The 22,472-nt window shown below is 35.4% G+C and carries 20 protein-coding genes and 1 tRNA gene; 6 read left to right on the top strand and 15 right to left on the bottom strand.

Translation table 11 applies throughout. The annotated features are described in order from the left end of the window. Positions 1 to 6 precede the first annotated feature (6 nt). Both egtB and ACFJGY_RS09575 read right to left on the bottom strand, forming a co-directional pair. Positions 7 to 1,197 carry an ergothioneine biosynthesis protein EgtB gene (gene egtB, locus ACFJGY_RS09580; RefSeq protein WP_379963291.1) on the bottom strand — a complete coding sequence of 397 codons (1,191 nt, stop codon included), beginning with the start codon at positions 1,195 to 1,197 and terminating at the stop codon, positions 7 to 9. 17 nt (positions 1,198 to 1,214) lie between these two features. Beyond that, positions 1,215 to 2,198: an L-histidine N(alpha)-methyltransferase gene (locus ACFJGY_RS09575; protein WP_379963289.1), complete on the bottom strand. Its 984-nt coding sequence runs from the start codon at positions 2,196 to 2,198 to the stop codon at positions 1,215 to 1,217. A 272-nt stretch (positions 2,199 to 2,470) separates the two neighbouring features. On the opposite strand from ACFJGY_RS09575, the gene ACFJGY_RS09570 reads away from it, so the two are divergent. Continuing rightward, complete coding sequence (locus ACFJGY_RS09570; protein WP_379963287.1) at positions 2,471 to 3,169, top strand: DUF1826 domain-containing protein; 699 nt, start codon at positions 2,471 to 2,473, stop codon at positions 3,167 to 3,169. A gap of 151 nt (positions 3,170 to 3,320) precedes the next feature. Here the strand turns inward: ACFJGY_RS09570 and ACFJGY_RS09565 are convergent, their stop codons facing one another. The 10 genes from ACFJGY_RS09565 to ACFJGY_RS09520 all read right to left on the bottom strand — a co-directional run bounded on the left by ACFJGY_RS09565 (position 3,321) and on the right by ACFJGY_RS09520 (position 9,762). Further along, positions 3,321 to 4,133 (bottom strand): glycoside hydrolase family 25 protein, encoded by an 813-nt coding sequence (locus ACFJGY_RS09565; protein WP_379963285.1) that lies wholly within the window; start codon positions 4,131 to 4,133, stop codon positions 3,321 to 3,323. Positions 4,134 to 4,173: 40 nt separating this feature from the next. Further along, positions 4,174 to 4,635, bottom strand: coding sequence for a DUF2589 domain-containing protein (locus tag ACFJGY_RS09560; protein WP_379963283.1), 462 nt, complete (start codon positions 4,633 to 4,635; stop codon positions 4,174 to 4,176). A 5-nt stretch (positions 4,636 to 4,640) separates the two neighbouring features. Beyond that, positions 4,641 to 4,832: a hypothetical protein gene (locus ACFJGY_RS09555; RefSeq protein ID WP_379963281.1), complete on the bottom strand. Its 192-nt coding sequence runs from the start codon at positions 4,830 to 4,832 to the stop codon at positions 4,641 to 4,643. 4 nt (positions 4,833 to 4,836) lie between these two features. Continuing rightward, complete coding sequence (locus tag ACFJGY_RS09550; RefSeq protein WP_379963279.1) at positions 4,837 to 5,004, bottom strand: hypothetical protein; 168 nt, start codon at positions 5,002 to 5,004, stop codon at positions 4,837 to 4,839. Between the two features lie 29 nt (positions 5,005 to 5,033). Then, positions 5,034 to 5,366, bottom strand: a complete 333-nt coding sequence (locus ACFJGY_RS09545; RefSeq protein WP_379963277.1) for a DUF2589 domain-containing protein — start codon at positions 5,364 to 5,366, stop codon at positions 5,034 to 5,036. A 97-nt stretch (positions 5,367 to 5,463) separates the two neighbouring features. Then, positions 5,464 to 6,120 carry a DUF2589 domain-containing protein gene (locus ACFJGY_RS09540; RefSeq protein ID WP_379963275.1) on the bottom strand — a complete coding sequence of 219 codons (657 nt, stop codon included), beginning with the start codon at positions 6,118 to 6,120 and terminating at the stop codon, positions 5,464 to 5,466. Between the two features lie 76 nt (positions 6,121 to 6,196). After that, positions 6,197 to 6,565: a hypothetical protein gene (locus ACFJGY_RS09535; RefSeq protein WP_379963273.1), complete on the bottom strand. Its 369-nt coding sequence runs from the start codon at positions 6,563 to 6,565 to the stop codon at positions 6,197 to 6,199. Positions 6,566 to 6,873: 308 nt separating this feature from the next. Then, positions 6,874 to 7,614, bottom strand: coding sequence for a LytR/AlgR family response regulator transcription factor (locus tag ACFJGY_RS09530; RefSeq protein WP_379963271.1), 741 nt, complete (start codon positions 7,612 to 7,614; stop codon positions 6,874 to 6,876). Between the two features lie 2 nt (positions 7,615 to 7,616). Then, positions 7,617 to 9,059 carry an ATP-binding protein gene (locus ACFJGY_RS09525; protein WP_379963269.1) on the bottom strand — a complete coding sequence of 481 codons (1,443 nt, stop codon included), beginning with the start codon at positions 9,057 to 9,059 and terminating at the stop codon, positions 7,617 to 7,619. Positions 9,060 to 9,360: 301 nt separating this feature from the next. After that, complete coding sequence (locus ACFJGY_RS09520; RefSeq protein ID WP_379963265.1) at positions 9,361 to 9,762, bottom strand: hypothetical protein; 402 nt, start codon at positions 9,760 to 9,762, stop codon at positions 9,361 to 9,363. A gap of 328 nt (positions 9,763 to 10,090) precedes the next feature. Between ACFJGY_RS09520 and ACFJGY_RS09515 the strand changes: the two genes are divergently transcribed. The 4 genes from ACFJGY_RS09515 (at position 10,091) to ACFJGY_RS09500 (ending at position 15,427) form a co-directional block, all read left to right on the top strand. Continuing rightward, entirely contained in the window at positions 10,091 to 11,344 is a 1,254-nt protein-coding gene (locus ACFJGY_RS09515) for a hypothetical protein (protein WP_379963263.1), read from the top strand. A gap of 167 nt (positions 11,345 to 11,511) precedes the next feature. Continuing rightward, positions 11,512 to 13,110 (top strand): helix-turn-helix domain-containing protein, encoded by a 1,599-nt coding sequence (locus ACFJGY_RS09510; protein ID WP_379963261.1) that lies wholly within the window; start codon positions 11,512 to 11,514, stop codon positions 13,108 to 13,110. Positions 13,111 to 13,720: 610 nt separating this feature from the next. Then, positions 13,721 to 14,167, top strand: coding sequence for a hypothetical protein (locus ACFJGY_RS09505; RefSeq protein WP_379963259.1), 447 nt, complete (start codon positions 13,721 to 13,723; stop codon positions 14,165 to 14,167). A 261-nt stretch (positions 14,168 to 14,428) separates the two neighbouring features. Beyond that, positions 14,429 to 15,427: an SDR family oxidoreductase gene (locus ACFJGY_RS09500; protein ID WP_379963257.1), complete on the top strand. Its 999-nt coding sequence runs from the start codon at positions 14,429 to 14,431 to the stop codon at positions 15,425 to 15,427. An 86-nt stretch (positions 15,428 to 15,513) separates the two neighbouring features. On the opposite strand, the gene ACFJGY_RS09495 is transcribed toward ACFJGY_RS09500, so the two are convergent. The 3 genes from ACFJGY_RS09495 to ACFJGY_RS09485 all read right to left on the bottom strand — a co-directional run bounded on the left by ACFJGY_RS09495 (position 15,514) and on the right by ACFJGY_RS09485 (position 20,483). After that, a tRNA-Arg gene (locus ACFJGY_RS09495) sits at positions 15,514 to 15,587 on the bottom strand. Between the two features lie 9 nt (positions 15,588 to 15,596). Continuing rightward, entirely contained in the window at positions 15,597 to 17,375 is a 1,779-nt protein-coding gene (locus ACFJGY_RS09490) for a TonB-dependent receptor (protein ID WP_379963255.1), read from the bottom strand. 135 nt (positions 17,376 to 17,510) lie between these two features. Beyond that, positions 17,511 to 20,483 carry a tetratricopeptide repeat protein gene (locus ACFJGY_RS09485; RefSeq protein ID WP_379963254.1) on the bottom strand — a complete coding sequence of 991 codons (2,973 nt, stop codon included), beginning with the start codon at positions 20,481 to 20,483 and terminating at the stop codon, positions 17,511 to 17,513. 282 nt (positions 20,484 to 20,765) lie between these two features. On the opposite strand from ACFJGY_RS09485, the gene ACFJGY_RS09480 reads away from it, so the two are divergent. Next, on the top strand, positions 20,766 to 22,454 hold the full coding sequence (locus ACFJGY_RS09480) for an APC family permease (protein ID WP_379970155.1): 1,689 nt from the start codon (positions 20,766 to 20,768) through the stop codon (positions 22,452 to 22,454). Positions 22,455 to 22,472: the final 18 nt, after the last annotated feature.

Genomic DNA, 22,472 nt, shown 5'->3' with positions numbered 1-22,472 from the left:
TTGCAATTATTGAGCGAGTCTTATTCCTGTAAATTGCCATTTCAAGCCGGTCTGGAAGAAGTTTCGGTAAGTATTCCTGCTGTGTCCTTTTGGAGTTGCGTCCGAAGCACCGCGAAGAACCATTTGATTGACCATAAATTTGCCGTTATACTCTCCTACTGCGCCTGCTTCTTTTTTAAAATCTGGATAAGGCAAATAGGCAGAATTGGTCCATTCCCAGCGGTTTCCCCATTTGAAATGACTGGAAGCAATTTCCCACTCCGCTTCGGTTGGCAGACGCATTCCTTTCCAAGAAGCGAAGGCTGAAGCTTCGTAAAAATTGATATGGCAGACGGCATCATTTGAATCTAATTCCTGCAGACCATTCAAAGTATAGTTCATCCATTTTCCGTCAATCAAATGCCAGTACAAAGGAGATTTAGTTTCATTCTGTTTGACCCAGTCCCAACCTTCGGCGTGCCAATGTCTGAAATCCAGATAACCACCGGCTTCCATAAATTCCAGATATTCCTGATTGGAAACTAATCGACTGGCGATGCTAAAATCATTAAGATAAACTTTGTGCCTTCCTAATTCGTTATCAAAACAGAAACCTTCGCCCTCAAAACCAATCTCATAAACACCTTCCGGAAAACTGATCATTTCAATATCTTCAGAATGTTGTTTTTTAGAAAGAATTTCGTTGTTATAAGCGGGAAAAAGTGGATTGTGACCTAAAATATATTTGATATCTGTCAGCAATAATTCTTGGTGTTGCTGCTCGTGATTAAGACCAAGTTCAAGTAAAGGTTTGATTTCTTCCGTTAAAAATTCGCTTTGAAGGAAAGTGTTCATCTGCTCATCAACGTATTTTCTATATCTGTAAATATCGGAAACTGATGGACGGCTGAGATTTCCCCGATCTGTCCGGATCACTCTGGCTCCAATTGTTTCGTAATAGCTGTTGAAAACAAAATTATACTGGGAATCGAAAACTTTGTATCCCGGGAAATTTGGTTCCAAAATAAAAGTTTCAAAAAACCAGGTTGTGTGGCCAAGATGCCATTTCGGAGGACTTACATCCACAATTGGCTGAACTACATAATCTTCAATTTCCAGCGGTTTACAGATCTCAACCGAATGATTCCGAATTACTGAATATTTCTCTGCCCAATTTGTAATGAAATTTGATACCGCTATAACTGAATTTGTTTTCATTCTTGATTAATTTAAAATTAGATAACTTGCCAGATAGAATCTACAAACCAGTTTTTGGAGTCAGGGATCTCATCAATAATATGAAATTTTGAATCTCTGGCAAGCTTGCTGATATCGTCCGGAGAAAATTTTTGTGAGATTTCCATATCAATGAGCTCATTTTCTTCAAAGTGAAATACTTCATTTCCAATGTGCACATTTTGCTCGGTGAGGCTTACCAGGTAACTTTTGCAGGCACCGGAAATCGGGTCATAGGTTTGATAATGCTGGAAATTCAAGACATCAAAATCAGCTTCCAATTCACGATTCATTCTCACAAGGAGATTCAGATTGAAGGATGACGTGATTCCGTTCTCATCATTATAAGCATTAAGAATGGTATGTGGATTTTTTTTAAGGTCGAAACCTACCAGGAGAATATCTCCGCGATTGAGCTTTCTTCTAAGTTCCCGGCAGAAATGGTAGGACTCCTCTGTATCCATATTACCTATATTTCCGCCAAGAAAAAGAACGACTTTTCTCCTTTTTGAGATTGACATTGCCTTATCCAGCATATCAAAATAATCGCCTTCCAAAGGAATAATCTCCAACTCCGGAAGATTACTGTTGAGCTTTTCATTTAAGACCGAAAGAATGTTTCCTGAAATATCGATTGGCATATAAGTAAAATCGACATTTTCTTTTGTTAAACATTCCAGCAGAAAAGTAGATTTCATAGCATCTCCGGCTCCTAATTCTATCAGATCAAAAGGTTCGTTATCGGATAGGATACTGTTCGCTAATTCCCTGGTTTTATTTTTGAAAATGTCGAGTTCACAATCTGTAAGATAATATTCCGGCATCGCCATAATCTGCTGGAAAAGTCTATCTCCGGCTTTGTCATAAAAATATTTAGAAAATAATTTCTTTGGATTTTGTTTCAAGCCATCAAGGACATCTGAACGAAAGCTATCACTTTGATAATTTTCTACCTTATAATCTGTAATAAGCTGTAAATTCATTGGTTATCTTAATTTTTTTTAAGTTAATACAACTATCTTGCCGCCATTAGAATTATTTTCCATAAAATTGTGCTTCTGCTATCTCGTCTAATTTAAAAAACTTTTTTGATTTTTTCGAGTAAAATTTTTCTTGTTATTTTTTAAGATTATGATACTTAAACTTATAGATTATATTAAATTTATTACAGTCATTATTAATTATAAAAATAATATGACTCTTTCTTCTGCTTGTTCAGTATTTTTGCATAAATAAAGACATTTAACAAAATTATATGCACAAAAAAAATTCTGAAAATAACCACTTTGGAATTGTTTCTAATTTTTCTGAACTTGTAAATTCAAAGTTCCACGATACTATGAATGCCATTTGTTGGGAAAGAAATTTGGATGGAGATTTTCAGGAAGTTGTTTCCAAACTTCAATTAAAAGACAACATTACGGAAGTTTATCCAGAAGATCTTTTAGCTCTCCAGTTGTCAGAAAGAGGTCACGTCGCAAGAGAAATTATTTTAAATGATCTACAAATGTTAAGTGATTTCGGAGCGTTGCCTTCACTCAATCTATTGAAAAACTATGAACGGGATGAAGAATTCGATTTCATCTCAACAGACGTATATTCTTATCACGTAGATAGTTCACCTGTTGCTACCAGTACATTTTTATGCACTTATTATGGTGCTGCAAGCGATATTTTAGCAAATGACCAGGCTTTACAAAAAATCTTGATTCCTGAAATAAGGGAAAAGCTCAAAGAATTACATATCGGTTCAGAAGATGAATTTGAAAGCTTTCTAATAGAAAACTCTTTTGACCTGCACTATCAACCAAAACCTGATGCTCAGTCTGTTAATTTAGGATCCGGTCATCTTTGGAGATTAGCGGTAGATCATCCGGGACAAGAGGTTTTACCATGTATTCACAGAGCTCCAAAAGAAAATAACGGTGAATATCGACTGCTTCTGATCTGTTGATAATAGGAATGGATCATTATGATTTCGGCGATTGCAACATCATAAAAGTTCTTGAGGTACAGAAATACCACCAATTTCCAACTTTCATCAAGTTTTTATAACATAAAATATCCTAACTGTAATCAGGATATTTTTTTAACTATATAAGACTTTATTTATAGTAAATGTCAAAATCTGTATCGTCAGAATTGACGTGGTAATTGTCTGTTTTTTGCCATATCATACACCCCTTACCTTTCCAGGTTTCAGGTATTTTAGGTTTTGGAGAATGAGAATATTCGGCGAGCCACAAAGGGTATTTTGAAAATGCGGAATCATTTAAATATCGATTTAAAAAAGAAAAATCGGAATATATTATTGGTGCTTGATTCGTTTTGTCTTCGACATAGTTTAAAAATGTTAACAAATCTTTTTTTAACCTTTCAGCATCGATGGGTTTTCTCGGGAGACTCATTTCTTCAATATCAATAATCAAGGGAAAGTCAGTATCTTTAATCATACCCGCATTATCTACAGTACTGCAGAAGTGAACAGCCTGTTTTATAGGATCTTGAGAATAGACATAAAAATGGTAAGTCCCCTTCATTATATTTTTCTCACTTAAGTATTTCCAATTTTTGGTAAAATCCGGATCTATATCTCTTTCTCCTTGCGTGGATTTACAGATTACAAATTGCAGTCCGTCTTTTTTTTGCAGATCTTCTACAATGTTGCCATTCCAATGTGAGACGTCAATTCCTCTCAAAAAGGTTTTCAAATTACTGTTTTCATCTTCCATGGGGCTGTCTTTTATTGTTGCTAAAGATACAGTTTTGTTTGTTTGCTCAGCATTTTTTGAAGATTCTGTTATCAGATGTTTTGCTTTATTTTTTAAATCTTTGCCTAATACTTTGTAGGACACTATTGCCAAACCTAATGCATTGATCGTTACTACAGTTACAACTATTTTTGATATAAAATTCATGATGTTATTTTTTTGTTTATAATTTTTACTAAATATTCAATTAGCCCGGGATCTGTGCCCTAAGGACTTTTTCATAGCCTTCGATAATATCTTTCAATCCCTCTGTGGTTTCACCCGGTTTGAGAACGATCTCCAATTTTGCCGTTGAAGTTTTGCTTTTATTCCCAAAGAGGCCGCTTGACTTCTCGTCATTTGAAAAGCTCACCATCAGATCATCATTATCCAATGCTATTTCCAGGCTTGCCGTAAGCTTGACCTCATCCACTTTTGGGGAATAAACGGGTATAAGAGTGATGATCGGCGCATTTACGGGAACCTCCTTTATTGTATTATCACCCATCTTAACAGGGAAATTAAGTGTCACTGTTTTTGCAGTGAGTCCTCCACTTTCAGCTTTTTCAAAATAGGTATCAATGAAGTCCGTATGATTACTCATTAAAGAATCATTTGCTATTGTGATAGAATCGTTGAGCGCTTCTATTAAATTTTTAAAATTCACCATATCCGTTATTTTTGAGAGATTTTTTTCTTAAGGTCTGTAAACTTGTCGTATGCTTTTTTTGCCTGATTCATACTTGATGGTGACATTCTTATTTGAGACTGACAAGTTGTACATCCGAAAGCTGCACCTGCAATTAATGCTCTTGCATTAAAGGTTATTTCTGATTTACATTTTGGACATTGTAATGTTTGGTTCATGATATTAAGATTTTAGTTGGATGTTATTAGAGTAAAACTTTAGTATGGTTGTTAATCCTACAGGAAGCGGTATCGTGCCGCCAGTTATTTCTACATTCATTTTGGACTGATGCCTTTTCTGAGTAGGACTATCGTCACTTTTCGAAGCCGCCACACTTCCTCTCATTTCCATATTTTTTTTGGCGGTATCATTGTTGTCTGCTACATGTTTGGCGCCATAGAAACGATTTCCATATCAAACTTGACATTAATATCTTTGACACATAGTGAATTAAAAGGTATAATGGTAATCAATGGTAACTCAAAAGATATAAGCTCGTCTGGTTCAGTCTCGGACTTACTGTTTTTCCTGATAGTCAGGCTGACCATTTTTGGGGAAAAGGAGTCATCTTTTGCGTCAAAGCACGTTTCCATTAAGAATTTAACCTGTTCCTGCGCCATTTTGGAATTGGCATTTGCTGCTGCAATAAAAGGTGCTGCTAAAAGATCCTCTATTAAGGCTGCTTTGTGATTGTATTGTTCCTGGTCACTCATGATATTTGATGTTGATTTTTATGATTATAAGATGTTTGGAGGCATGACCCTCCAAACATTTAAATGACTTAGAGTTGATTATTTTCTCATTGTCTTTTTATTTAGGGGTATTAGTTCCCTGAGTAGTTACAGGCGTAATATTTTTACTATACGCATCAATGATGGTTAATACTCCTTTTGGAAGCGGCAACTGACCTGCGTGAACCTTCACGCTGTATTTTGCACTATTACTTTTCTCATAATGTGTGCTGTCAGAAGAAGATTCTTTAGAATCATAACTTACACTACCGTGAACTGTAACTGAGAAAGGTCCCCATCCTGCTTTAGCTTCGAAACCGCCTTCTCCTTTTGTTTCGCTGCTGGTATCTTTTTTAGTATCCTCAGCAAAACTGGATTTAACTTCCATCTCAAAATCAATATCCACGTTATCTACAGCCAGGGAATTCAAAGGAATTATAGTTAAAATAGGCAGGTTAAAGATTGTTGTAAATGGTGTAACCGTAGTTTCAGTTGCAGGATTGGCCGTTGGGTCACCTGGTGTAATTACATTGTTCTGCAATTCCATATTGATGATAATCGGCGTATAATTTTTGGTTGTTGCATCCTGATTAAAACACGTATCCAAAAGAAACTGCGTCTGTGTGTATGCCATATTTGCGTTAGCTTTAGCAGCAGCTAATAGTGGCCCTCCGATTAGGGAGTCGATTGGCAGCCCGGAAAATTGCTGGGCTACGGATAATAATTGATCGTTCATTTTATTAATTTTTGATATTTTTTGCCTACTCTATTCAGTTTTCGGCTTACCTGATGATGAAAGGTTTGCCTACTAATTATTTGTTATATGTAGCTAGCCCTTTCCATCTGTCGCTATAACACCATGCAAGAATCAAAATGCTTTTTGTCTTGCCAAAATAAGTTGTCCAGGTGTTTGGCGATGTATTTTGGTCTACTCGCACAGCTTTAACCGTTTGTAATTCTCCCAACTTATCCTCAGCATAGAATTCTCCCTCTGCGTCAAGATTCCCACTTTTATCGCCATGGGTACCGGAAAGCACGTAGATCATTACATTATTCATTTCACTTCCAAGATCTGTGCGGATTTTTTTTACAAGGTCAGCAACTTCATAAAGATCTGTTTCATTATCAAAACCATAAATTGGTCGAGGTCTTGTTGACTTTGAAATAATTTTTGATGCCATAATTTTAATTTTATAATTTTCACCTACTCTAACCAGTTTTCGGCTTCCCTGTTTTTTATTTTTCTACAAGAGATTTGATGGGAATCGTAATTTATATTTCATGTAAAACACATGCGGGTTTATTCCTGTCAGTAAGCCTTTTAAGAAAAATATTAGTAACTAAAGTGCTAGCTTCTTTTGTTATTATGATGTAAAACTACAGCGTTGGATAAGGTGAATAAAAAATAATGTCACCAGATGAAAAACCGGTGACATGAGATTGGAAAAATCGGGTATAAGACTAAAAGGATTAGATCAATAATTATTTATCAGAAAATCCTGTAGTTGGATAAGAAGTCCTTGTATTTGTTACTAAGAGTGATAGTATGGTTTCCCTGAAGAAGAATGGTATTTTCAGAAAGTGTCACCTCAACTATTTTATTTGGATTGGCAACATAATTCCTGTGGGTACGGATAAATTGATTGGACTCTAAGAAAGGCAGAAATTTTGCCAACGATATTTGTATCAGGTATTTTTCAGAATCCGTAATCACATTGCAGTAGCGCTCTTCTACTTCAATATATACGATATCTTTCATCCATACTTTTTTCAGGGCTTTTCCTTTTTTGATGAATATATAATCGTTTGTAACAAGCGGACCGGAACTGGTGGTGATCGTGTCTATCTGCCCGTAAAACTTCTCTATAGCAACTTCTATGGCGTATAGTATCTCTAGCTCGTTGAAAGGTTTTAAAAGATAACTAAAGGGTTTGGTAAGTTTTGCCTTTTCGAATACCTGACGGTCGGAAGAACTGGTGAGAAAAACAAAGGGTTTGGCTGTTTTTGAATTGGCGTTGACGGTCTGGGCAAGGTTGATGCCTTCCGGATGGCTATCGATGAAAATATCAATAATCAAAATATCTACAGGATCATTGTGAATGTAATGGAGTGCCTGTTCATAGGTTTCAGCAATACCCGTGACATTATAATTGTTAGCCAGCAGCACTTCTGCCAGCTTTTTGCCATCTTCCTGTGAATCTTCAAAGATGAGGATATTGACCTTGTTCATACTTAAGCTTTTAATAATGAAATTGTTATTTTGGTGCCTAGATTTATTCTGGATTCAAGTTTTAGAAGCCCAAGATTTTTTTTAACTAGCGACTTGCAAAGATGCAATCCCAGACCTCGTGCAGCCTTGTTTTTTTCTGTCGTGAGGATTTTCGAACCATCTAAAATCTTAGTTTGTAATTCCTCTGTCATTCCTTTTCCATTATCCTCAACTGTTATCGAATAGTAATTGTCGGACAACTCATTCTCATATATCAAAATCTGCCCACCCTGATCTGTATATTTTATAGCATTATCAAGAACATTTCGCAATATGATTTTAAGAGATTCCTGATCTGCCTTAACCTTTAAATTGCCTGTAATACTATTCTCAAAAAAGATATTTTTTTCAATCATCAAAGATTTATAGTTGTACACTACCTGCTCAGTAATCATATATAAATTGACACTTTCCTGATTAAAATAAAGCTGATTGGTCTGCATTAATGCCCAATGCAAAAGATTATTAAGAAGGTTATGTGTAGAATCGGCAATAAAAGAGCCTGTTTTTATTTCATCTTTTAATCTAACCAGATCCGAATGCTCTATACTGACCTGCATTTTATAGTACATACTCTTCAAAGAATTGATGTAAGAACGCAAATCATGACTCACGATTGAAAAAAGCACATCTTTAGCCGTATTAGATTCGTCCAGTCTTGTTTTCTGATCCAGTATGATTCTATTGGTTTTAAGCTTTTGAACATAGAAGTAAACACCTCCGACAAGGATCGCCGATAGTAAAATTGTTATGTAGAGAATCCTGTTTTTTTCAAGAGCTTCTAATTTATTCTGAGTAATCAGCATATTGACTTCACTTTGCTTACTTTTTATGGCAAGCCGCTTTTCAAGTTGGGCAAGAGACCATATTCTGCTTTGATTATTGAGAGAATCGGTCCATGCCTCCGATTCTTTTCTATATTTTAATGACTGTGAATAATTTTTTCTGTTTTCTTCTACAACAGCCATATTAAGCGAAGCATTTTTTTTGACAAAATAATTACCTCTGATTTTTATTGAAAGCATATAAGCTTTTTTATAATAAGGTATGGCCAAATTATCCTTATACTGTTCGTAATAGATGCCCGCAATATCCATATATGAACCTATTATTGCAATCGTGTCTTTTTTTGCTTCCTGCAGACTGAGGCTTTTAACCAAATTTATTTCTGCATTTTTATAATCGGTCAAATGAAGGTAACATAGCCCAACGTTATGAAGAACTTTTGCCTCATCGATATCAAATTTTTCAAATTGACTATTTCCTTTGACTTGATGATAGAAATTAAGTGCTTTTGCATATTTTTCCTGCTCCACTGCTATATCACCTAAGTACACCAATATTTTTGGTTTAAAAATAAAATGATCCGAAATTTTTCTGAACTCACTTTTGGCTTCTTCAAACATTCTTTTTTGTTTAAAGGAGACGCCGCGGAAATAATGGCAATAGTTGTTGATTTCGGATGGATTATTCAATGCATCCAACTGTCTTCCTGTATAAACAATTGTTGAATCCTCAGCTTTACTGAGAAAAAACAGACAAGCTTTATAGAAATTTGCAGATGATGAAAACTGGATAGATTTTTTCTTTATATTATCATTTACAATACTTTGAGACTTGATTAAGCAAAATGTAAACAGAAGACATATAAATAACTTAGGGGTTAGATTGCCAATATTAAAGTCAGTGAGCATGTGGTTTTATCCATTAATTATTATGCTGCACTGTAGTTACCGTACCGCGTGATAAGGTAGGATCATCATCTTTCAAATAAACAACAATTTCTCCATGGTTATTGTCAGCATTGATACGGCTGATTTCAAAATCCAATCTATAGTTACGAAAGGTCTTTACTGAATTAGATTTCATATCGTTAATATATTCAATAAAGAACAAATATTGGTTTTGTTCATCCTGTACAATACTAATGTTTTCTTCAGCAATTTTTACTTCTTCGTTAATAAATATATTGACACTAACACTGATACTGTTTTTTTTGGTATTGGAATAATTAGCCTGGACTAATGGCATCAACGGATTGGGACCCGTGTTGTTTTTGAATTCAATCGTACTACCAATAGCAAATTGGAAAGGAAATGTTGTTTTCATGGAAATTTCAAAAATATTAGTTATTAATTATATGCAATTTAATAAATTTATAATATGTGTAAGGATAATTTTGATATCGATATAAAATCAGATCGTATATAAATCAACAGGTGCATGGTTTTAGAAGTTGAATAGAATCCGATATAAACACTCATCGATAAGCAGAAAACTTATTTCTAAAAATTACAAAACTCCTTTTTTAAGTTTAAACCTGGATTTTTTATGAGCCGAGAGTGCAGGACACTCTATTAAATCGTTCATACTAATTTCGCTGTAAATCAAATCAATATGACTTTGGGCTCATAACTAACTATAATCAAATCATACTATGTATCGCAAATTATATCTTTCCTTATTTTTATTAAGTTCTGGCTGCGGATTAACTTATGCACAGCAACTGGCTTTCCCCGGAGCTGAAGGTTTCGGGCGTTTTGCGGCAGGCGGACGTGGCGGAACGGTTTATCATGTTGTCAATCTTAATGATACGGGCGCAGGATCATTCAGGGATGCGGTGAGCCAGTCCGGCAGAACTATTGTTTTTGATGTTGCAGGGGTTATCAAAATCAAAGAAAAGATTGCAGCTGCACCCACAATCACCATCGCCGGACAAACCGCACCGGGATCCGGCATTACTGTTTACGGCAACGGCGTTTCTTTTGGTGGTAACAGTATTGTAAGATATATCAGATTCAGGGGAAGCATTGATATGCCTAAAGGAGCCTGCACCGTAGTAGCGGATGATCTGAAGGATATTATCTTTGACCACGTTTCCATAGAATGGGGAAGATGGGATAATCTGCATGTAAAAAATAGTACCAATATTACCCTGCAATATTGCCTTATTGGTGAAGGGATAGATCCTCAGCGTTTTGGAGCCTTATTAGAAAATCCTGTAGATATAACGGTTCATCATAGTTTATGGACAGGAAACCAAAGCCGTAACCCAAAAGCAAAAGCAAAAATTGAATACCTTAATAATGTAGTTTACAACTGGGGCAAAAGTGCTTTTATCGGCGGGCATTCGGCGACAGATCATTATCAGGATATTGTTGGAAATTATTTTATCGCCGGACCAAGTTCAACCAACGATTTCTTAAGTATGTTCACGCCTACAGATCATGTTTATCATAAAGATAATTATGCAGACCTTAACAAAGATGGCAAAGTAAACGGTCGGTTGATTACTGATGAAGATTTTATCAAACAAACAGCAACCTTGGTGAAAGAACCATCAGCAATATCAAGAAGCAGTGTTAAAATCAGTGCGGCAAATGATGCCTGGAAAATAGTAATGGCGGAAGCAGGCTCTTCCTTAAAAAGGGATGCAGTAGATAAGCGGATTATCGGCTATTTCAAAAGTCTCGGTAAGAAGGGTCAGATTTTTAAAACTGAGGCTGATGCCGGTGGACAACCGAAAGTAAAGCAAGAAATTTCAAAACTAAAAGATACAGATGCGGATGGCATACCTGACAACTGGGAAAATAAGAACAAACTGAATGCTATAGACGCAAAAGATGCAGCTGCTATAACTCAATCAGGCTATACAAATCTGGAACACTATATTAACAACTTGGTAAAATAAGCATTTAAAATACTACATCAACAAATCCTTTTCATTAAATCAAGGATTTGTTTTTTTTATTGAATGGTAATAGATTGTAAATTATATATGAAAATGAATTAAAATTTAGTTTGTACAAACATCTTTCCTAAATTTGAATAAAATAATAATTATCATCTATGAAGCCAATGCAGAGAAACAAAGAAAGAGGTCTTTTTAGTTTTTTAATTTTCATAATTATCACTTTTTATTCTCAAATAAGCGCCCAAAATCCGGAAGAATATAATAAGATCTATACGAAAACTTATCTCGAAGTTTCCCAAAAAGATTTTACCAAAGCTCTAAAAATAGCAGATTCTTTATTTAATATTTCTGAAACGCCTCGTTTTCAGGCAAAAAGTCTTATGCTATCCGCTTCGTTGCTTCAACAAGTTGGAGAGATTACAGAAGCCGTAAATTTTGCTTCCAAAGCTGAAACGATCCTCAAAGATTCAGAAGATTACATCTGGAAAGCCAAAATATCCGGATTTCTTGCTTCACAATACAGACAGCTAAAACTTGTAAAAGAATCCAAAAAGTACATCAATCAAACGCTGGAATCTATTGCAAAAATTAATGATCCAAGAATTGTCAATCAAACGATGGGTTTTGTAATGCAGGAAAAAGCCTATTACGAGATCGAAATGAAAGACTACAGAAAATCAATATCTTTCGTTAAGGAAGCTAACAGGTATTTTGATTTGAGCGGACAAACCAATCCCTTTCTAATGGCCAATAATGACCAGCTTTTGGGTTTGAATTATTACCATCTTAAAGATGACGACAAAGCATTGGTCTATTATAACCAGGCACTCGAAAAGCTTGTTCAGATGCCGGATAACTATCTTAAAGCGCTTGTCCTCAATGGAATTGCCCAAGTCTACATCTCTAAGAAAAATGCAGAAAAAGCAAAGAAATATATAGACGAGTCACAGAGTTTGGCAAAGGAATCGAAATATCTGAGTCTGAAGAAGGAAATTTACAGTACTTCCCAACAGTATTATGCACTAGTAAACGATATAAAAAACCTACAGGAAACAAAGTTAAAGCAGGATTCTGTAGTTGAAAAAATTGAAGACAAATCTTCAAAATTTATTAGTGATTCCTACTCGGGTCTTAAAAACAGAAATGAAATCATTCAAAAAGAAACAGAGAACAAAAGTATAATACTCGAGATAGCACTGCTTATCCTTTTTTGTGGTATCGTTTATTTTTTAATTTACAGAAACCGCCAGAAGAAAAATTTTGAAACGATTAAAAAGATTTTAGACGAAACGAAACAGTCCAAAGTAATAGAATCCGAAATGCCGGTAATTGATTTTGAAAACGATGATCCTGCAGGATATCATATTGATGCTGCTGTTGAGACTGTGGAAAATCAGTCAATGATGACGCCCGCAACCAAGAAAAAAATACTGATAAAGCTGGATAAATTTGAACAGTCAAAACTGTTTATCAAGAGTGCGGTCTCTCTGCCCTATCTGGCATCATATTGCAGCACCAATACAAAGTATCTTTCTTATGTTCTGAACAATTATAAAAAGAAAGACTTCACCAATTATATCAATGAGCTCCGCATCGGATACATCATTGAAAAACTAAGCAGCGATCCTCAGTATCACAAATATAAAATATCTACACTAGCCGAAGAAGCAGGATTTTCCTCGCAGAGCAAATTTGCAGCAGCTTTTCGAAAAGTTACTTCAGTATCTCCGTCGCAATTTTTGGAACACCTGAAAGCGAAGTAAAAAAATGATGTTTTTTTTCATAAAGTGAGGAGATAATCAAACCGATGTCCTGGAAAAATTGAGACTTTCTACATTTTTCATACTACATTTTTATATTATAACGATTACAAACCTACACCAACAGATAGTTTTAGGGCGTTATCCTACACTTTTTTACCGAATATTTATTTGAAAGGTTTTTATATTGACAATCCTTGATTCATAATACTTTACAGCTCTTTAAAACGATTTTTATAGTGGTTCATTTTCCTGAATTCGAATCTTACTAAGATTGGATAACAGTTTTATGAAATGGTATTTTCGCAAAACAAAGACAGAGATATAATTTGCTATGATTTTGGGAATAATTTTGATTTTCTTGCTTCTGTCTCAAAACGAAATTTAATAATTAAATGAAGCCTCAATCATAAAAAACAAAAAAGCAAATGATGAGGAAATATTCTTGGAGGCTTCTTTTTTTATTAAACAAGAAAAACAGTTGTATCTGTCAACTTGATTATCATTTGTCATTTTTGAATAAACTATAACATTATCACCTAGTATCAGCCTGGCAGTTATTTTTATGATGATATCATATAACTAATTGTGTTTTCTGCCCGGTATCTGTGCCATGAAAGTAAGCAACAAAAAGAATATAGAAGCCATAGGTTTATGCCTGATATTTAGCATTCCGGTCATCGTGGCGGTTATGATATTTGATTTTATGATCATAAAAAAGATAGATGTAATAAGTACCATCCTGATTGTATTGATGCTACTTATAGTATTACTATTATACACGCTGCGTTACAAAGAATTCGAGAACTCAGGCTATGTGATTACCATTGTGAAAAAACATCCGCTGCTTGCCAAAAGTTTTAAATCACCTGTTTTGGAATTTCCGGTAAACCTTCTACAGGATTTTCATATCAAGGGAAATATTATTTATCTAACTTTAAAAAGCAATAATACAGCAACCGAAAAAACCCACGTCTTAAAATTTATATTAAGTGGATTTAATGACAAACAGCGCCAACAGATTATAACATCATTATCAGAAACAATTAAAAATAATTAGTTGAGGTTTTTTTAAAATGATTAAGACAAGTGCAGATTAATCAACGACTAAAGACAGAGAAATATTTCTCTGTCTTTTTGTTTTTGTCATAGGAACATTATTTTCCTGAAATATTAATTGTATAGATTCTTAGTTTTGGCTTAAGCTTTGAAGCGGTCTTATCGATAAAAGAAGATGAGTAATCTACTAATCAGGGTTATTTAAAATTAATAATCATTCAGTAAAAAACAGATTTAAAACAATCAACAAAATATTATTCATATGGACGACCAAATCACAAGAAGAGAAGCAATCGACAAATTGGCTCATATTATAAATCCTGATGCATCAATTAATGATCAGGAAAAACAGGAAGAATCTTTTAAAAACGAAGGCGGATCCCACCTGGAAGATCCAACTACAAAACATCCAAAACCGCCTTTCAACAAACAAGTTCAACCTTTTCCAGGATTAGCCGGTAAAATGGATCCTGTCCCGGATCACGGGGAAGAAAGTTATGTAGGATCAGGAAGACTGAATGGTCGAAAAGCTCTAGTTACAGGTGGTGATTCCGGTATCGGGCGTGCTGCAGCAATAGCTTTTGCCCGTGAAGGTGCAGATGTTGCAATCAATTATCTACCCGAAGAAGAATCGGATGCAAAAGAAGTGGTCGATCTCATTACAAAAGCCGGCCGGAAAGCAGTAGCAATTCCAGGAGATATCCGGGATGAATCATTTTGTCAAAGGCTCGTCTCCGAAGCTGCCAGCCAACTGGAAGGTCTCGACATTCTAGTTAATAACGCCGGTCATCAAAAATCAAATGAATCTATACTTGACATCAGTACAGAAGATTTTGACAGAACAATGAAAACCAATATCTATGCTCCATTCTGGATTACCAAAGCGGCTTTAGCCTATTTAAAACCAGGTTCCAGCATTATCGGATTATCATCTGTTCAGGCCTATGATCCATCTGCTGATCTTTATGATTATGCACAGACAAAAGCAGCAACGACAAGTTATGTAAAATCGCTGGCAAAACAGTTGGGACCAAAAGGCATTAGGGTAAATGGCGTTGCTCCGGGGCCGGTTTGGACTGCCTTAGAAGTAAGTGGTGGCCAGACACAGGAAAACCTAGTTAAATTTGGTGGTGACACGCCGTTGGGAAGGCCTGGACAGCCTGCAGAATTGGCTTCGATATTTGTACAGTTAGCAGATAACAATGGTAGTTTTGCAACAGGTCAGATCTACGGATCAGCTGGCGGAAGCGGTCAACCATAAAAAATGACACTATCATTATTCAAAATTGCTTTGAAAATAAAAAAATAACGCCAATAGATTCTATTGGCGTTATTTAGTTTTAAAAGTGACCGCGAAGGGATTCGAACCCCCAACCCTCAGAGCCGAAATCTGATATTCTATCCAGTTGAACTACGCAGCCATTTATATTTTAGAACGTAATCTTCACGCCGGCCAAAACCTGTGCTCCCAAAACTTTGTAACCCAAGTAATTTTGATATTTGGCGCCCAGAAGATTATTTCCGAGTGCAAAAATACTGAAATTTTTGTGAAACTTGTATTCTGCAGAGAGATTTATATCAGCATATCCACCAACTTTTTCATTTCTGTTTTCGGTAGAAGTATAAACATTAGGATTGAATCCGTCTGTTTGAATACTGAAAGCATTTGAAGTTCTGTCTGTTACAAAATATCCTTTGAAACCAAGTGCCAATTTTTTCTCCAGCATCGTATATTTTGCACCCAGATTCAATTGCACCAAAGGTTTATAATAGACTTCGTCCAGATTGTCCAAATTATATTTCATAAAATGCAAACCTGCATCCACAACAAGATTTTCCATCGGAAACGCTTGCAGATCGCCTTTAATTTCCATCAAAGTTCCATTATCATAAACAGAACTGAAAGTATTGGCGTAGTCATAGCCTTTTCTTTCTGCATTGATATTAGAATCAAATAAGTTATTATTGACAAAAAACTGCGCATTATTCACTTTGCTGAAGCCTGCATTCACATCATATTTGAACATCTGGTCGATGTCACCTTTAAGACCAAAATAGAAATGATATTTATTTTCTGTCGGAGTTAAAAGCAAATCTGAAATCAGAAATGGATTTTCTTCCAAAAGATTTCCGTAAGTATTCAGCTTCAAACCACCGTCAATTCCTCCATAGAATTTGAATTCATCCGCTGCTGCAACCAAAACTTCTGCTCTCGGAAACCAATAGAATTTGCTTCCCTTATTTTCAGTATTAATATCTGATAATTTAGAATTAAGGAAACTAAAATCAGAACCGATCAACAAATAAGATTCGCCTTTGTAGAAAGTGACTTTTGGTGACAAAGTGAAATTCAGTTGGTTGGAATTGTTTTGATTTAGCAACTCAAATTTAGAATTTACAGTTTCCAGATCGATTCCCAAATCGCCGTTTGCCGTAATTTCGTTGTTGATTGCAAAATCGTGTTTCGACAAATTAAGTTCTACATCCGCATAACTTTCTTTTGCATCAAAATGGTCGCTTAAGAAATAAGACCTCACTTTTACATTATTCAAGATTTCATTGGAATAATGGTCATAAGAAGCATTTACACCAAATTTATTTACTTTTTGCTGCAGATCCAAATCAGAACTTTCTGGCGTTAAAGCATAGATTCCGTAGTAATTATAATTATTAAAACCGTAATTCACATCCAGATTATATTTCCCTTTTTCCGCGTAGATATTCGCATACGCACCAATATTAGCCTTGCTGTTTTTAGAATCCCAATCGTAATATTTCTTCAGTCCGGTCGTCGATAGATAATGAACGTCCGCTCCTACTTCCACATTGTCTTGAACTTTTCCTGAGATATTCGCATCCGCTAAAAACTTACCGTAATTTCCATAACCCAATCTAAAATAATTAGATTGATAATCATTAGAGAATTTTGGCGAAATATCTTCACTCTGGATCTCAGTTGTTTTGAAGTCAGAAACCGGCGGAACATTCACGATGTCATATTTCAGATTGATAGAATCTTCCTTCTTTTTATTTTCAGGCGGATAATTTTTCTCCTGAATCACAGACGTTTTCTTCTTTTCAATCTTCTTAACTTCAGGTTCACGTTTTCTGTTCAGGATCAATTGCTCTTCTTTGATCTGAGCTCCGATTTCCGAAATTCCAAAAGTTCCTAAAAATGCCAGAACGGCGATATATTTCAGTTTGTTCATTTATTTTTTATTTTTTAAAATTTCATCAAAATTATTTCCCCAACCCTAAAGGGAGTAATTTTAATGAAATTTTTAAATCAATTCTCCCTTTAGGGTCTGGGTAAAAATTGATTTAAAAATTTGTAACCTTTTTATTTACTTCTTAATCTGCGCTTTCACTTCCTTCGCTTCCGCTACAACTTCCGGAAAATCACCATAATTATTGATGATCTCGTCCAAAGTATAACTCGCTTGATAATTATCTTTCAAAGCCAGATAATTTTTCGCCATTATCACCAAAGCTTTTGCACCCCAATATTCTTCGGAGGCATAATTATTTGCTAACTTGAAAATAGTTTCATTGGACGATTTGAAGGCTTTTCCTTTGTTTTGATAGAAGGCTTTTGCATAAAGAGCTTCTGCTGCAACTTCTGTATTAGAAGATTTTTCAAGAGCCGTGTAAGCTGTTTGCGCATCTTTATCTTTCGACTGTTGCATCAGACTTCTAGCTTTGATGACTTTCGCCTGTTCCAATGTTGCTGCAGAATTTTTCGAGTTTGAGATCACGGCATTGGCAAATTTTTCAGCTTCTGCAAAGTTCTTTTCGTCTGCATAGATTTTCATTAATTCTACCGACGCAAAGTTTTTGATATTCACATTCGTTGAGTTGGCAACTTGTTCCAGATATTTTTTAGCATCCGCAATTTTATCCTGAGAAATGTAAATTTGAGCCAATCTAACCTGCGCATCCTGCTGATAATCATTCTGGAAATCGGCAACATTTTGCAACGGCAACATCGCTTTGTCAATTTGTTTTAACTGATAATAACTTTCGCCTAACTCATATTGAGATTTGAAGAGATTGTCACCACTCGGACTTTGATCCAGATATTTCTCGTAATAAGAAACGGCTTTCGCATAATCTTTCTTAGCAAAACTTTCTTGCGCCAGATTGAAATTAATCTCATTGATCTCCGAACTATCCACTTTTACATTAAGACCTTTTGCAAATTGTTCGTAAGCCGCAACATCGCCTTTTTTCACAAAAGCAGGTTTGGAAGCTGCAACAATCTTATCCGCAAACGCTGTATTTTTATATTGATTTGCTAAAATCTGGAACTCAGCAATTGCTTTATCTGTTTGATCTTGATCGATGTAATTTTGAGCTCTGTAGATTTGGGAATTTGCAACCAGATCTTTGTCCGGACTTGATTTGATAACTTTTTCGAAGTAAGAATTTGAATTATTAAAATCATCATTCTGAGCATAAGCAGTCGCGATTTCGTAATTCGCGTCATCAACATATTCAGAGTTTGGATATTTTGAAATCAAGGTTTTCAATTCCGCAATTTTTGCAACCGTATCACCTTTGAAACCTAAAGCCAAAGATTTTTGATATAATGTATAATCGCTCGCGTTCTCAGTTTTGTTATAAATCTCTAAAGCTTCATTTAACTGATTTTTAGCATAATACGTATCAGCCAAACGCAATTCTGCATCCGCTTTGAATTCCTGTTTCGGGAATCTCAGATATTCTTTGAAATATTCCTGAGCCGAAGCAAAATCCTTAGATTTGAAATAAGCATAACCTAAATCGTAATCCAATTGTTCACGTTCAGGGAAACCTTCTGCCGTTTCGTTTTCGAGTTTTGTATAAGTTGCAATCGCCGATTTGTAATCGCTTTTTTGATAGTAAGTTTGACCCAACCAATATTGCGCTTTCTTGTAAAAATCTTTATTGAGATTGTATTGAAGACTTTGTTTGAAGTAAGTCTCAGCGACGTCAAAATTCCCTTTATTGAATTCCTCAGAACCCAAAAGGTAGGAAACCTCCTGCTCTATTTTTTTGGTCTCGTTCGTTTTCTGGTCAAGTTTTCCCAGTGCTTCCAAAGTCGCTTTATAATCTCCGGAATACAAATAAGATTTAACCAAAAGCGATTTCATTTCCTGCGTTTTTGCACCGCTCGGATATTTATCAATATATCTCTGGATTACTTTTGATGAATTCTCAAATGGATTTCCCAGTTCATAACTCAACTTTGCATATTGTTCTAAAGCCAGTTGCTGAACTTTCGGGTCATAATTCATTTGGGACGAATTACGATAAGCCGACAAAGCTTCCTGTTTTTTACCCGTTTCCAGATATGCATTTCCCAATTGGTAATAGGCATTCTGAGCCAACGGAGAATTGCTGTTGATCAATTGATTATAATATCCAACCGCTTCATCATTTTTCTTTAACTGAGCAGAAACAAATCCCATCTCATAAAGGTCAGATTCAGAAGGTGTTTGTTCTTTGTTAAGGAACAATTTCAAATGCGGATAAGCCGACTGATAATCGCCTTTCATAAAATAACTTTCGCCAACTATCTTATGGATTTCTGTATCATAAGCTGTTGTTTTTCCATTATTCAAAATATCATTTCCTTCCGAAATTGCCAAATCATAATTTTTCTGATTGTAATACATCTGAACATAATAAGGCTTTACAAGATGTGCGTATTCCTCATTATTTTTAATTTGGTCAAAATAGATAAATGCATTATCATTCTGTTTGTCAGCATAATACAAATGCCCTAACATATAAGAAATGGCTGGTTTGCTGGTCTCGTCCGCCGATTTGAAAGATTCTTCCAAAGCCTCGATCGCCCCTGCAGAATCGCCGGTCATAAATTTGGCATAACCCAGTTTCATAATATGCTGCGTATTTTCCTCACGGCTCAACTGCGATTGATTGATCTTCTGTAAAGTTTCCAACGCTTTCTCGAAATCTTTCTTAGCCAAATAATAATCTGCTAAAGGCCCGTTTGCCTGCGCAAAATAAGCCGAATTCGGATATTCCTTCATAAAAGCATTTAAGCCTTCCTCTGCATATTGCTGCTGAAGAATCACACCGATCACATTACTGAAAAACGCAGAAGCTTCTTTTCTGGAATTGCTGAGATTCTTATTATAAAAATATTGCTTGGAATATTCGTATTGAGAAGCATTGTAGATTTTGGTCTGATAGAGATTATCTGCCAAACCGAAATGATAATCTTCGTTCTTTGTAAAATATTGAGATTGTTGTGCTTCGGAAATCCCATATAAAGAGATCATTGAAGCCAGTATTATTTTTTTTGAATTCATCCTTGATAGAATTTTTTCTAAAAACCAAGCTGAAGTTTCATTACTTCGGCAAAGTTCGTTTCATTTTCAACGAAAATAGCGAAAAGATATTATTTATGGGAATTTAATTAGTGCAATGTTTGATTTTGTTTGGGGTTTTAATTTTTGAAAAGTTCTTGATAGTATTTGAAATCCCAAACTGCAAAATCAAATCCCTATGAAAAATAATTTTCGTTTAACAAATTTTTAACAAAATCATGTATTTTCATTACATTTGTTACTTTCATAAAATCTACAGCTTTGATAAACTCACTTTTCAGAAGAAAACATTACACAGAAAATTCAGATAAAGGTCAACTAAACCGTGTTCTTGGAACTTGGGACATTGTATTTTTTGGAATCGCAGCCATCATTGGAGCCGGAAGTTTCAGTAGTTTGGGGGAAGCTATTTTCCGCGGCGGACCGGGCGTTATAATTTTATATATGATCTGTGGTTTTGCCTGCGCTTTCACCGCTTTATGTTATGCAGAATTTGCGAGTAGAATTCCAACTGCAGGAAGTGCTTACACCTATGCTTATGCAAGTTTTGGAGAGCTGATAGCCTGGGTCATCGGCTGGGCGCTGATTATGGAATACTCTTTCGGGAACATTTATGTTGCATTTTCCTGGTCAGATTATTTTACCAGTTTTATGGAAAGAATCGGGGTTCATATTCCTGATTTTTTTACCTGTAGCTATTCCGAAGCTAAGAAAGCTGTCCTCAATAATTCCATGAATCCTGAATTAATCAACGCTTGGAAATCTGCTCCGGTTATTGGTGGATTGAAGATCATCTTAGACATTCCTGCATTAATCATCAACGGATTAATCACCTGGCTTTGTTATCAGGGAATCAAGGAAAGTAAGAATTTTAATAACTTTTTTGTAATCTTAAAACTGTTTGTAATCCTTTTGGTGATCGCAGTCGGCGTCAGTTATGTGAATACAGGCAATTGGTTTCCTACCGTTGCCGGAACTAATGTAGGCTCTTTTATGCCGAATGGATTTGCTGGTGTAATGTCTGCTGTTTCGGGTGTTTTCTTTGCCTATATAGGTTTTGATGCAATTTCAGTTTTATCAGAAGAAACCAAAAATCCTCAGCGTGATCTTCCTCGGGGAATGTTAATCTCATTAGGACTTTGTACCGTTATTTATATCGTTCTGACCTTGGTTCTGACAGGTTTGGTCGACTTCAGAAAGTTTGACGGAATTGGAGATCCTTTATCTTTTGTTTTCGACAAGAGCAATCTTAATATTCCGTGGATGGAATTCATCGTTTCATTAATCGCAATTGTCGCAATCACAACCGTACTTTTAGTTTTTCAAATGGGACAACCTAGAATCTGGATGGCAATGTCTAGAGACGGACTTTTGCCAAAGAAATTTCAGGAAGTACACGCTACCAAGAAAATACCTTCTTTTGCAACAATCGTTACAGGAATTGTAGTTGGTGTTCCTATCCTGTTTACAGATAAATCTTTTATTCTGGACTTTACAAGTATCGGGACCATTTTCGCTTTTGTACTAGTTTGTGGTGGTGTTTTGCTTCTGCCAAATAAAGAAAAAATCAAAGGAAGATTTCATCTGCCTTACATCAACGGTAAATTTATTTTCCCACTATTATTCATCGGTGGGTTGGTATTTTTTTATTTTTATCAACCAGAATTTTTCCATCAGTTAACAAATATCAGTGATCCAAAAGACGGCGAATTCCGATTTGCAATATTGGTTTTCATCGTTTTTAATCTCGCTTTGTGCGTACTTACTTTTATTAAAAATCTTTCATTAATCCCATTAATCGGCCTTAGTTCTTGTCTTTATCTATTAACCGGAATGAGCCACGAAAACTGGTTCTGGTTTGGACTATGGTTTGCTATTGGATTGGTAATTTATTTCGCTTATGGATACAAAAACAGCAAACTCGGAAATCAATCCAGAAGCTTGAATTCTTAAAAGAAAATAAAATATTTT

This window comes from Epilithonimonas sp. UC225_85 (assembly GCF_042695135.1).
GTDB lineage: Bacteria > Bacteroidota > Bacteroidia > Flavobacteriales > Weeksellaceae > Epilithonimonas.
The sequence above is the reverse complement of the archived record's forward strand: the minus strand, read 5'-3'. Positions and strand labels throughout refer to the sequence as shown.

Coding starts and splice junctions, on each gene's coding strand:
- ACFJGY_RS09530 (WP_379963271.1), bottom strand. CDS start 7,614: ATGAACAAGGTCAATATCCTCATCTTTGAAGATTCACAGGAAGATGGC.
- ACFJGY_RS09565 (WP_379963285.1), bottom strand. CDS start 4,133: ATGAATTTTATATCAAAAATAGTTGTAACTGTAGTAACGATCAATGCA.
- ACFJGY_RS09535 (WP_379963273.1), bottom strand. CDS start 6,565: ATGGCATCAAAAATTATTTCAAAGTCAACAAGACCTCGACCAATTTAT.
- ACFJGY_RS09505 (WP_379963259.1), top strand. CDS start 13,721: ATGAAAGTAAGCAACAAAAAGAATATAGAAGCCATAGGTTTATGCCTG.
- ACFJGY_RS09490 (WP_379963255.1), bottom strand. CDS start 17,375: ATGAACAAACTGAAATATATCGCCGTTCTGGCATTTTTAGGAACTTTT.
- ACFJGY_RS09520 (WP_379963265.1), bottom strand. CDS start 9,762: ATGAAAACAACATTTCCTTTCCAATTTGCTATTGGTAGTACGATTGAA.
- ACFJGY_RS09525 (WP_379963269.1), bottom strand. CDS start 9,059: ATGTTTGAAGAAGCCAAAAGTGAGTTCAGAAAAATTTCGGATCATTTT.
- ACFJGY_RS09560 (WP_379963283.1), bottom strand. CDS start 4,635: ATGGTGAATTTTAAAAATTTAATAGAAGCGCTCAACGATTCTATCACA.
- ACFJGY_RS09545 (WP_379963277.1), bottom strand. CDS start 5,366: ATGAGTGACCAGGAACAATACAATCACAAAGCAGCCTTAATAGAGGAT.
- ACFJGY_RS09550 (WP_379963279.1), bottom strand. CDS start 5,004: ATGGAAATGAGAGGAAGTGTGGCGGCTTCGAAAAGTGACGATAGTCCT.
- ACFJGY_RS09555 (WP_379963281.1), bottom strand. CDS start 4,832: ATGAACCAAACATTACAATGTCCAAAATGTAAATCAGAAATAACCTTT.
- egtB (WP_379963291.1), bottom strand. CDS start 1,197: ATGAAAACAAATTCAGTTATAGCGGTATCAAATTTCATTACAAATTGG.
- ACFJGY_RS09575 (WP_379963289.1), bottom strand. CDS start 2,198: ATGAATTTACAGCTTATTACAGATTATAAGGTAGAAAATTATCAAAGT.
- ACFJGY_RS09510 (WP_379963261.1), top strand. CDS start 11,512: ATGCAGAGAAACAAAGAAAGAGGTCTTTTTAGTTTTTTAATTTTCATA.
- ACFJGY_RS09485 (WP_379963254.1), bottom strand. CDS start 20,483: ATGAATTCAAAAAAAATAATACTGGCTTCAATGATCTCTTTATATGGG.
- ACFJGY_RS09540 (WP_379963275.1), bottom strand. CDS start 6,120: ATGAACGATCAATTATTATCCGTAGCCCAGCAATTTTCCGGGCTGCCA.
- ACFJGY_RS09500 (WP_379963257.1), top strand. CDS start 14,429: ATGGACGACCAAATCACAAGAAGAGAAGCAATCGACAAATTGGCTCAT.
- ACFJGY_RS09570 (WP_379963287.1), top strand. CDS start 2,471: ATGCACAAAAAAAATTCTGAAAATAACCACTTTGGAATTGTTTCTAAT.
- ACFJGY_RS09515 (WP_379963263.1), top strand. CDS start 10,091: ATGTATCGCAAATTATATCTTTCCTTATTTTTATTAAGTTCTGGCTGC.